This window comes from Amycolatopsis echigonensis (genome assembly GCF_014174495.1).
Lineage (GTDB): Bacteria > Actinomycetota > Actinomycetes > Mycobacteriales > Pseudonocardiaceae > Amycolatopsis > Amycolatopsis echigonensis.
Map to the genome: position 1 here is coordinate 121,336 of NZ_JACJHR010000017.1, position 10,226 is coordinate 131,561.

A 10,226-nucleotide genomic window follows, 5' to 3' on the forward strand; every position below is an offset into this window, starting at 1 on the left:
CGTTCGATAGATTAAACTTAATATATTAAGCAGCACTGTAACGGAGAGAGCGAGGAAGCGGAATGACCGGAATCCGCAGGGCGTGGGCGCTCGACGCGCCGACGATGACCGCCGACGAGAGTTTCGTGCTCACCGGCGGCGGCAGCGCGCCGGTCGTGATGCCGCTGCCCGCGTTCCTCGTCGAGCACGACCTCGGCCTGGTGCTCTTCGACGCCGGCCTCGCCCCCGAAGCGGCGGGCGACCCGGGCGCGGTCTACGGCCCGCTGGCCGAGGCGTTCCAGGCGGTGTTCCCCGAGGAGTTCCGGCTGGACCGCCAGATCGAGGGCCTGGGCTTCCGCACTGAAGACGTCCGGCACGTGGTGTTGTCCCACGCCCACTTCGACCACACCGGTGGCCTGTCGCACTTCCCGCACGCGCAGGGTTTCGCCGGCGCCGGCGAATTGCGGTACGCCCAACAGCCCGCGACGCACCTGGCCGGGTTCTTCCGCAAGCAGGACCTCGAGGCCGCGGCGCAGATCAGCTGGAACGAACTGCCCGCTGGCTACGATCACGACCTGTTCGGCGACGGCAGCGTCACCCTGCTGTCGCTGCCCGGCCACACCCCCGGGTCGCTCGGGCTTCAGCTGCGCCAGGACGGCCGCACCCTCGTGCTCAGCGGCGACGCCGCGCACGTGCAGCGAAACATCAGCCAGACCACCGGAATCCCGGTGGACGTGGATTCGGTGCGGGCGCTCGATTCGCTGCGCAAGCTGAAACTGCTGGCCGCCCGGCCGGACGTGACGGTGTGGGTGAACCACGACCCGGACGACTGGCAGACACACCGCGCCGGCGGGAAGCAGATCCTCGGCTAGCCTCTTCCGCTGAGGAAAAACCGCACTGCGGCGGCCGTGAACTCGGGTGCCACCGAGGCACTGTAATGATCGCCGGGCACTTCGGCGAACTCCGCGTTCAGCAGCTGCGCGAGCGGCTCGGCGTCGGTGTGCCCGTGGTCCTCGCTGCCGACCGCGACCAGCGCCGGAGTCGTGAGCGCGGGCAGATCAGGAGTCGGCACGACCGAATGAAGGACGTGCATCAACGCGCGCGGGTCGGCACCGAGACGACGTATCCATTGCGCGGTCATGGCATCGGACGGCTCCACTGTCCGGCCTTCGATCATCGCCGTGAGCACCCGGTGCAGCGGACCGCCCCCGCCGCCCCGCCGCAGGGCGGCAAGTCCTTGCCCGCCAAGGAGTATCCGAGTGGGCCGCGCACCGCGCACCACCATGCGGAGCGCGACCCGCGCGCCGAGCGAGTACCCGCCCAGTGCGTACCCGGTCAGGCCGAGCTGCTCGACGAACGCGAGCCCGTCGTCGACGAGGACATCCCGTCGGTAGCGAGCCGGATCGTCCGGCTGCGGGCTCGCGCCGTGCCCGCGGAAATCCGGCAGCAGCACCCGGAATCCGCGCTCGGCGAGCTCCTCGGCCAGCCCGCCGCGCAGCCACGCCTCGCCGGACGAGGTGAACCCGTGCAGGAGCACGACCGGCGTGCCCTCGCCGAGTTCGCGGTAGGCGAGTTCGAGCCCGTCGCGGGCCCGGAAACGGCGGACGGGCGGTGCGGTCATGGGGTCCTTCCTGACGGCCGGACCCCACTATCGCACGCGCGGCAACGGATTCTGCTGGAACTGCCCCTGCCAGCTGGCCTGAGCGCCGGAGTCGCCGATCCGCACGATGTCGTAGCTCGCGGCCCCGGCAGCCAGCACCGAAAGGACGATCAACGTCACGGTGACCGCCTTCGACGCGGGCGCAAGGAAAGTGCGACGACGGCTCGGTCCGGCGGCAGCTGCGTGGCTGGCTCCGCTTGTCTGACCGGCTTCGGCGTGATCCGCACGGGTCGCGACACTTCCTGCCTCTGCAGCGCACGGCGCGTCAGCTGCAGCGGCACCCGCGCCCGCCTTCACATCAGAAGCGGCCGCACCCGCCGACGCATCGGCCGCAACGGCGCCAGCGTGCCTCGACGCACCAGACTCAGCCGCACCGGCGCGCACCGGCGCGTCAGGCACCGCGGCATCAGCACCCGCCGACGGGCCGGACCCGGTCGCACCGGCACGCTCCCGCCCGCCAGCCCCAGCCAGATCGGTGCCCGCCAACGCACCAGACCCCGCCACACCAGCGCGCACCGGCGCGTCAGGCACCGCGGCGCCAGCACCCGCCGCAGCCGAGTCAGCCGAACCGGCATCGCCCGAGGCACCGCCGCCAGCCGTCACCGCATCCGAACTCGCCGCAGCCCCACCGGAACCGGCCGCGCCGGCGTCACCGCCAGCACCGGCCTCCCGCTGCCGCCACCACAGCGCCACAGCCAGCACCGCCACCGGAATCGCCGCCCAGATCGCCGTGTCGCCGAGTTCCGTGTGCGCCCGCACGAGCGGAGTCCGCGCCACGCGTCGTTCCAGCCACTCGCCCGCATCAGTCGTAATGGGCACGAGGATAACCACCAGCACCGACAAAATCGCGTTCGCGCCGGCCAGCCGTCGCCGCACCGGGGCCAGGCACGCGGTCAGCACCAGCACGAGCGCCGACAGCGGCAGCAGCACGACAATCGCGTGCACGAGCAGAATGTGAGCGGACAACCCGTTGACCGTCGTCATGCAGCCTTTCCCATCCCGAACGGAAACCAGACCTCACTCTGGCCGAACCCCGTGAGCCCCCGGCAAGATCAAGGTGAGAATCAGGTAAGAGCCACCGTGAACCCGACGACCGCGCCTCCCCCGTCGCGCGGCCCGGCGAACACCTCGCCGCCGTGCGAGTGCGCGACCTCCCGCACGATCGACAGTCCCAGCCCTGACCCGGGCAGCGCCCGCGCGCCGTCCGCCCGGTAGAACCGGTCGAACACCCGGCCGGCGTCCTCGTCCGCGATCCCCGGCCCGCGGTCCAGCACCTCGACCTGTCCGTCCCGCACGCGCAGCTCGACCGGGCCGGAGCTGAACTTCACCGCGTTCTCCAGCAGGTTCGTCATCGCCCGCTCCAGCGCTTTCGGGCGACCGGGGACCGTCGTGCTGTCGGCGTCCACGGCTATCGCGCGACCGGACCGGCGGCGCACCCGCGCGGCGGCCCGTTCCGCCGGCTCGCTCAGCTCGACCGGCGCCACCGGCTCGTCGTCGTACTGTCCGGTGGCCAGTTCGACGAGCTCCGTCACCAGGTGCGTCAGCTCCCGGGTCTCGCCGTCGACGTCCGCGAGCAGCCGGTTCCGCGCGTCCGGCGACAGTTCCCCGAACCGCCGCAGGACGCTCGCGTTGGTGCGCAGGCTGGTCAACGGAGTGCGCAGTTCGTGCGCGGCGTCCTGGACCAGCCGCTCCTGGTCTTCGCGGGCGCGGGCGAGCCGGTCGAGCATCCCGGCGAACGAGGCGGTCAGCCTGCCGACCTCGTCGCGGCCGCGGTCCGGGACGCCGAGTCCGGGCCTGCTGCCCGCGCTCACCTCCTCGGTCAGCCGGGTGAGCCGGACCAGCCGCAGGGTGATCTGGCGCGCGAGGAGCCAGCCGGCCAGCGCCGCCCCGGCCAGCACCGCGAGGCTGACCCAGGTCATCCGCTCGGCGAGGTCGCCGAGAACGTGCCGGGTTTCGTCCACGTCGATGCCGAGTTGCAGCGCCCCGCGCCCCGGGCCGAGCGCCACGGTGAGCACGCGATAGTCGTCCGGCCCGACGGTGGCGTCCGCGTACCGGGTGCCAGAGCTGAGTTCCCGGTCGGCCGCGCTGACCGGCAACGCGACCGGACGGCCGCCGACGTGCCGCACGGTTCCGTCCGGCGCGATCGACTGCGCGACCATCGGCTGTGCCTCGTCGTGGTCGTCGTCCCCCGGGCGGCGGGTGAGCGGGCTCGGCGCGAGCAACTGCACCGCGCCCGCCGACACCTGCGCCGCCGTGCTCAGCAGCGAACGGTCGAGTTCCGCGCTGATCCGCTGGGAGGCCGTGTGATATCCCAGCACGCCCACGAGAACCGCCGCGCCGCCGCCGACCGCGGCGAACGCGATCGCCAGCTTCCCGCGCAGATTCATGCCGGCCGCACCACGTAGCCGACGCCGCGCACGGTGTGGATCAGCTCGTCCGCCCCCGCGCTGTCCAGTTTCCGGCGCAAGTATCCGATGTAGACCGCCAGGTTCTTCGATTCCGGGCCGAATTCGTACCCCCAGATCCGCTGGTGGATCGTGCCGCGGTCGAGCACGATCCCGGCGTTGCGCACCAGCAGCTCCAGCAGGTCGAATTCGGTCTTCGACAGCACCACCTCGGTGTCTCGCCACCACACCCGGCGCGCTCCGGTGTCCACCGCCAGCCCGGCCAGCCGCAGCACGCGCTGGGCCTGCTCGCCCGGATCCGCGCTGCGCCGCAGCAACGCGCGCAACCGGGCGAGCAGTTCGTCCAGTTCGAACGGTTTCGGCAGGTAATCGTCGGCTCCCGCGTCCAGCCCGGCGACCCGGTCGGCGGTCTCGACGCGCGCGGTCAGCATCAGCACCGGGGTGCGGTCGCCGCCCGCGCGAAGCACCCGGCACACGCCGAGGCCGTCGACGCCCGGCATCATCACGTCGACGATCAGGACGTCGAACTCCTCGGCCCGCGCGATCGCGAGCGCCTCGGCGCCGTCGCCGACCTCGCTGACCCGGTAGCCCTCCAGTTCGAGCGCGCGGACCAGCGATTCCCGGATCGCCCGGTCGTCGTCCGCCAGCAGAACGCGGTTCGCCATGCCGCCATCATGCCCCTCGGGCGCCCGGGCTCACGGCAGCGGACGCGTCCCCGGCACCACCCATTCCCGGTCCACGCGGCCGTCGACCACGACCATGACCGCCAGTCCGCCGCGCGAGCCGTCCGACCAGGTCCCGGCGATCGTCTGCCGCACCGGATCGAGCACCAGCTCGCCGTGCCACGGGTGTGCGTCCTTGGCCAGCACCCGCAATTCCTCACGGTCCAAGCTGCCTTCGCCGGGTCCGTCCGGCAGCGCCGACTGCCCGTCCGGCGAGGGAATCGTCCAGTTCCGCGCGACCTTTCCGCCGGAGAGCACGCACAGGTCGGCCCCGGTGATGACCACGCCGTCGCGCCGGGTGACGTCCCAGGTGAAGGCGAGCCGTTCGGTGCCGTCGATGACGACAGTGCGCGGGACGAACAGGTTTCCGACGTCGCGCTGGTACTTCGCGATGAACGCCTCGGCGTCCGCCGGGCCGACCAGCGGGTCGAGACCGGGTTTGACGCCGGACCACTGGCGGCCGTCGGCGGTGAGCAGCCGGTGCGCGAGCGAGGCGTCCTCGTTCCACATGCGGCACCAGAGGGCGGGGATTTCTTCGGGGTTCAGTTCGTTTGCCATGCGACGACGATCGCGGCCGCCGGCGACAGCGTCCTGTCGGTGTTTCCCCGCCGCGTGGCGCGGGTCACTCGCCGAGCGGGCGGGCAGAGATCCGCGCGAGTTCGGCGTCGAGGTCGACCTCGCGGCGTTCGACGCGGTCGCCGGTGAGCGCGAGGGCCCGGATCCGGTCCAGCAGAAAGCCGCGGACCGCGTCGCGCAGGCGGCACCAGCCGAGCACGTACCAGCCCGCTGGACCCCACAGCAGTCCCAGCGGCTCGACGTCGCGTTCCGTCTCCCGGCCTTTGGCGTCCACATAGGACAACCGCAGGACGCGCCGGGCGGCGAGAGAGGTGAGGATCAGTCCGCTGTGGACAGCCGGCGGTTCGGGCTCGCCGACCCGGTGCAAGCGCGCGGCGAGGTGCTGTTCGGCGTCGCGGACGTCGGACGGCAGCCGCGCGAGCACCTTGCGCGCCGCCGACTCCGCCGCACGCGCGAAAGGCGAACCGGCAGCCGAACGCAGCGCGACGGTGATCGCGATGGCTTCCTCCGGCGTGAGAGTCAGCGGCGGCAGGGTCCGCTCGCGGTCGAGTCCGTACCCGCCGGTCCGCCCGGTTTCGGTCCAGATAGGGACGCCTGCCTCGCGCAAAGCACCGAGGTCGCGTTCGACCGTGCGCACGCTGACCTCGAACCGGGACGCGAGCCACGCCGCGGTCCGGGTGCGCGGCGCGACCGCCCGGAGCTCCTCGACAAGTGCGTACAGCCGGTCCGTGCGATTCACCCGGCCAGCCTACGGATCTGCCCATCCTCACCCGATCGGGTGGCTTTGCGGACGACCCGCGTCACGAGGGCCGAGCTCCGCTGTTCCGTTCGCGGGAGCCGCGACCGGCGCCGGTCCGTCCTGTGGAGGGCGGCGGACCGGCGAGGTCCCCTCGTTCGTCGGGGGACGAGGGGACCGCCGGGGCGGGTCGGCGCAGGGGGCCGGCCCGTTCCCGGTCCGGAGGGGACACTTGACTCTCACACCGTGTCAGAGCGTGTGCTGGGGAGGTCATGTTCACCGTCGGAGAATTCGCCCGCCACGGCCGGGTGTCGGTCCGCATGCTGCGGCATTACGACGCACTCGGCCTGCTGCGGCCCGCTGAGGTCAACCCGCACACCGGCTACCGGTACTACACCGCCGGGCAGCTGGCCGCGCTGAACCGGATCGTCGCGCTCAAGGAGCTCGGCTTCGGACTCGGCGAGGTCGCCGCGCTGCTGGACGAGCAGATCACGCCCGACCAGGTCCGCGGCATGCTCACGCTGCGCCGGGCGGAACTGGCCGAACGGGTCGCCGCCGACCGGCTCCGGCTGGCCGAGGTCGAGGCGAGACTCCGCACGCTGGAAAGCGAGCACGCCATGCCGGACACCGAAATCATCGTCAAGGACATCCCCGCGACGCGCGTCGTGCGGCTCACCGCGACCGTCGAAAGCTTCTCCCCCGACGCGATCAGCCCCGTCCTGCGCCCGCTGTGCGCGGAACTCGGCCAGCGGCTGGAAGGATCCGACGCCACGCCGTCCGGGCCGCTGATCTGCTACTACGAAAAGCCCGCCGCCGACGACGATCCGGTCGTCGTGCACGCCGCGCTCCCGGTGTCCGGAACCGTCGCCGCGCCGAACGGCCTCGAGGTGGCCGAACTGCCCGCCGCCCGCGCCGCGACGCTGGTCCACCACGGCCCGGCGAGCGGATTCCTCGCCGGCTACCAGGAACTCGCCCGGTGGACCGACGACCACGGCTTCCGCGCGGACGGCTTCCCCTGCGAGGTCTACCTGCACACTTCCGCCGACGAGAGCGAATGGGTCGTCGAACTGCGCGAGCCCTTCGTCGAGCAGCCGCGCTGACCGGCCAAGACCCGACCTTCGACGGTTGCGCCGCCGCCCGTTCCGGACGCGAATGGACGGGGACGACCCGAGGAGGACGCAGGTGTTCTCGACAGGTCCAGCCACCCAGCCGGACCGGCTCGCCGACGCGCTGGCGGACGGCCCGTTCAGCCGCGCGCTGACCCTGGCCATCGACCGCAGCGGGCTCGGCCTCGACCGGCTCCGGGACCGGCTCGCCGCGGCGGGCGCGGCGGTCAGCACCACGACGCTCAGCTACTGGCGGACCGGGCGCACCGTGCCCGCCCGCGCCCGTTCGCGCGTCGCGGTGCGGATCCTCGAGGGCGTGCTCGAGCTGCCGCCGGGTTCGCTGACCAGGCTGATCGAGCAAGCTCCCGAGCCGCCGCCGGTTCCGGTCGTGCGCTGGGAACGGCTGTGGGGGCGGCGGAACGCGGTGCTGCGGATGCTGAACTCGTTCGAGACGGCGTACCGGACGGCGCTGGTGGTGGTCAGCCTCCACGAAGCCGTGCACGTCGGACCGGACCGGCGGCTGCACCGGCTGGAAGTGCGCGAGGTCGTCCGCGCGACCGAGGACGACACGCACATCCGGCTGGTCACCGCGCACGGCGTCGGCCCCGGCTGCCCGCCGCGGCTGGTCCGCACGCGCTACTGCTCGCCGGGGCGCACCGAGAGCCTCGCCGAGGAGGGGTTCACGGTGGCCGAACTCGTCCTCGGCCGCGGCCTGGACCGGGGCGAGACCGCGATCGCCGAGTACGAGTTCGAGTTCACCGACGACCGCCCGGACTGGTCGTACGAGCGCCGGTTCCGCAACGCCGTCCACGAACACCTGCTGGAACTGCACTTCGCGCCCGGCTTCGCGCCGCGCGCCTGCCACGCCTACCGGCTCGACTCCCCGGCCGGACCGGAGACGACCGTCGCCGAACCGCCGATCGCCGAGGGCCTGCCCGTGCACGTCGTGTCGGCCGCGGTCACTCCGGGGATCCTCGGCCTGCGCTGGGAATGGGACGCGCCATGATGGACGCATGGAATCGACGCGGATCGACCGCTGGCTCTGGGCGGTCCGGCTGACCAAGACGCGCGCCGACGCCGCGGCCGCCTGCCGCGGCGGGCACGTGCGCGTGAACGACCGCCCGGCGAAGCCCGCGACGTCGGTGGTGCCCGGCGACGAGGTCCGTGCCCGGATCGGGACGACGACCCGGGTGGTCGAGGTCGTGCAGGTGATCCAGAAACGGGTCGGCGCCGCCGTCGCGGCCACCTGCCTCATCGACCGGACGCCGAAGCCGCCGCCGGAAGCGGCGATCCCGGTCGCCCGCCGCGAGCGCGGCGCGGGGCGTCCGACGAAGCGGGAACGCCGGGTGCTCGACGAGTTCCGGCGGCAGCAGGGCTCACCTGCCCGGGATCAGCTCGGCGGCGCGGTCGCTCCGGTTTTCTCCCGGGACCGCCCGCCCCAGTGGATGTGCTGCTCCTCCCGCATCCGCTCCACCATGTCCGGATAGTGCAGCTCGAAGGCGGGCCGTTCGGACCGGATCCGCGGCAGTTCGGTGAAATTGTGCCGCGGCGGCGGGCTCGACGTGGCCCATTCCAGGGAATTGCCGAAGCCCCACGGGTCGTCCACGTTGACCTTCTCGCCGTAGCGGTAGCTCTTCACCACGTTCCAGATGAACGGCAGCACCGACGCGCCGAGGATGAACGCGCCGATCGTGGAAACCGTGTTCAGCACCGTGAAACCGTCGCTGCGGAGATAATCCGCGTAGCGCCGCGGCATTCCTTCCGCACCGAGCCAGTGCTGTACCAGGAACGTCGTGTGGAAGCCGATGAACGTCGTCCAGAAGTGCCATTTGGCGAGCGGTTCGTCGAGCATCCGGCCGGTCATCTTCGGGAACCAGAAGTAGATTCCGGCGAACGTGGCGAACACGATCGTGCCGAACAGCACGTAATGGAAGTGCGCGACCACGAAATAGGTGTCGGTGATGTGGAAGTCCAGCGCGGGCGAGGCCAGCAGGACCCCGGTCAGACCGCCGAGCAGGAAGGTCACGAGAAATCCGATCGACCACAGCATCGGCGATTCGAACGACACCGTCCCCTTCCACATCGTGCCGATCCAGTTGAAGAACTTGATGCCGGTCGGCACCGCGATGAGGAACGTGAGGATGGAGAAGAACGGCAGCAGCACCGCGCCGGTGGCGAACATGTGGTGCGCCCACACCGTCGCGGACAGGCCGGTGATGCCGACCGTGGCGAACACCATCAGCCGGTAGCCGTAGAGCGGTTTCCGGCTGAACACCGGAATGATCTCGGTGACGATCCCGAAATACGGCAGCGCGACGATGTACACCTCGGGATGGCCGAAGAACCAGAACAGGTGCTGCCAGAGGATCGCGCCCCCGTTGGCCGGGTCGAACACGTGCGCACCGAGCCTCCGGTCGGCCTCCAGCCCGAACAGCGCGGCGGTGAGGATCGGGAACGCGAGGAGCACGAGAATCGCGGTGAAGAGGATGTTCCAGGTGAAAAGCGGCATCCGGAACGGCGTCATTCCCGGCGCGCGCAGACACAGGATCGTCGTGGTCATGTTGACCGCGCCGAGAATGGTTCCCAGACCGGACACGATGAGGCCCATGATCCACAGATCGCCGCCGACGCCGGGGCTGTGCACGGCGTCCGACAACGGCGTGTAGGCGGTCCAGCCGAAGTCCGGGGCGCCAGCGGGCGTGAGGAACGAGCTCAGCACGATCAAGCCGCCGAAAAGGTACAGCCAGTAGGAAAACGCGTTCAGCCGCGGGAAAGCCACGTCCGGCGAGCCGATCTGCAGCGGCAGCACGAAATTGGCGAATCCGAACACATTCGGCGTCGCGTACAGCAGCAGCATGATCGTGCCGTGCATGGTGAACAGCTGGTTGTACTGCTCCTGCGACAGGAATTGCAGGCCGGGCTGAGCGAGTTCGCCGCGCATCAGCAGCGCCATCGCGCCGCCGATGAGAAAGAACGCGAACGAACTGCCGAGGTAGAGCAGCCCGATCTGCTTGTGGTCGGTGGTGCGCAGAAGGCTCAGCA

General features: G+C 71.3%; 10 protein-coding genes and 1 pseudogene. 4 read left to right on the forward strand and 7 right to left on the reverse strand.

What is annotated here, in order from left to right; genetic code table 11:
* Positions 1-62: 62 nt before the first annotated feature.
* Positions 63-851 carry an N-acyl homoserine lactonase family protein gene (locus tag H5411_RS14665; RefSeq protein WP_183124096.1) on the forward strand — a complete coding sequence of 263 codons (789 nt, stop codon included), beginning with the start codon at positions 63-65 and terminating at the stop codon, positions 849-851.
* On the opposite strand, the gene H5411_RS14670 is transcribed toward H5411_RS14665, so the two are convergent.
* The 6 genes from H5411_RS14670 to H5411_RS14695 all read right to left on the reverse strand — a co-directional run bounded on the left by H5411_RS14670 (position 848) and on the right by H5411_RS14695 (position 6,081).
* Positions 848-1,600, reverse strand: a complete 753-nt coding sequence (locus tag H5411_RS14670; protein ID WP_183124097.1) for an alpha/beta fold hydrolase — start codon at positions 1,598-1,600, stop codon at positions 848-850. The two genes, H5411_RS14665 and H5411_RS14670, sit on opposite strands and share 4 nt — an antisense overlap.
* 27 nt (positions 1,601-1,627) lie before the next feature.
* Positions 1,628-2,623, reverse strand: a complete 996-nt coding sequence (locus H5411_RS47560) for a hypothetical protein (RefSeq protein ID WP_246368967.1) — start codon at positions 2,621-2,623, stop codon at positions 1,628-1,630.
* Between the two features lie 80 nt (positions 2,624-2,703).
* On the reverse strand, positions 2,704-4,026 hold the full coding sequence (locus H5411_RS14680; protein WP_183124098.1) for a HAMP domain-containing sensor histidine kinase: 1,323 nt from the start codon (positions 4,024-4,026) through the stop codon (positions 2,704-2,706).
* Positions 4,023-4,709, reverse strand: a complete 687-nt coding sequence (locus H5411_RS14685; RefSeq protein WP_101438991.1) for a response regulator transcription factor — start codon at positions 4,707-4,709, stop codon at positions 4,023-4,025. The genes H5411_RS14680 and H5411_RS14685 overlap by 4 nt, the downstream gene beginning before the upstream one ends.
* Positions 4,710-4,739: 30 nt before the next feature.
* On the reverse strand, positions 4,740-5,324 hold the full coding sequence (locus H5411_RS14690) for a nuclear transport factor 2-like protein (protein WP_101438990.1): 585 nt from the start codon (positions 5,322-5,324) through the stop codon (positions 4,740-4,742).
* Between the two features lie 64 nt (positions 5,325-5,388).
* Entirely contained in the window at positions 5,389-6,081 is a 693-nt protein-coding gene (locus H5411_RS14695; protein ID WP_183124099.1) for a helix-turn-helix transcriptional regulator, read from the reverse strand.
* A gap of 269 nt (positions 6,082-6,350) precedes the next feature.
* Between H5411_RS14695 and H5411_RS14700 the strand changes: the two genes are divergently transcribed.
* The 3 genes and pseudogenes from H5411_RS14700 to H5411_RS14710 all read left to right on the forward strand — a co-directional run.
* Complete coding sequence (locus H5411_RS14700; protein WP_101438988.1) at positions 6,351-7,178, forward strand: MerR family transcriptional regulator; 828 nt, start codon at positions 6,351-6,353, stop codon at positions 7,176-7,178.
* Positions 7,179-7,260: 82 nt separating this feature from the next.
* Positions 7,261-8,190 (forward strand): hypothetical protein, encoded by a 930-nt coding sequence (locus tag H5411_RS14705; protein ID WP_101438987.1) that lies wholly within the window; start codon positions 7,261-7,263, stop codon positions 8,188-8,190.
* A gap of 7 nt (positions 8,191-8,197) precedes the next feature.
* A pseudogene (locus H5411_RS14710) lies at positions 8,198-8,554 on the forward strand (RNA-binding S4 domain-containing protein); the annotation flags it as partial.
* Positions 8,555-8,574: 20 nt separating this feature from the next.
* Here the strand turns inward: H5411_RS14710 and ctaD are convergent.
* On the reverse strand, positions 8,575-10,226 hold a 1,652-nt coding region (ctaD, locus tag H5411_RS14715; protein ID WP_183124100.1), incomplete at its 5' end, for an aa3-type cytochrome oxidase subunit I.

Bases quoted from the DNA above. Each gene is read 5' to 3' on its own strand.
- H5411_RS14665 (WP_183124096.1), top strand. From the start codon at position 63: ATGACCGGAATCCGCAGGGCGTGGGCGCTCGACGCGCCGACGATGACC.
- H5411_RS14670 (WP_183124097.1), bottom strand. From the start codon at position 1,600: ATGACCGCACCGCCCGTCCGCCGTTTCCGGGCCCGCGACGGGCTCGAA.
- H5411_RS47560 (WP_246368967.1), bottom strand. From the start codon at position 2,623: ATGACGACGGTCAACGGGTTGTCCGCTCACATTCTGCTCGTGCACGCG.
- H5411_RS14680 (WP_183124098.1), bottom strand. From the start codon at position 4,026: ATGAATCTGCGCGGGAAGCTGGCGATCGCGTTCGCCGCGGTCGGCGGC.
- H5411_RS14685 (WP_101438991.1), bottom strand. From the start codon at position 4,709: ATGGCGAACCGCGTTCTGCTGGCGGACGACGACCGGGCGATCCGGGAA.
- H5411_RS14690 (WP_101438990.1), bottom strand. From the start codon at position 5,324: ATGGCAAACGAACTGAACCCCGAAGAAATCCCCGCCCTCTGGTGCCGC.
- H5411_RS14700 (WP_101438988.1), top strand. From the start codon at position 6,351: ATGTTCACCGTCGGAGAATTCGCCCGCCACGGCCGGGTGTCGGTCCGC.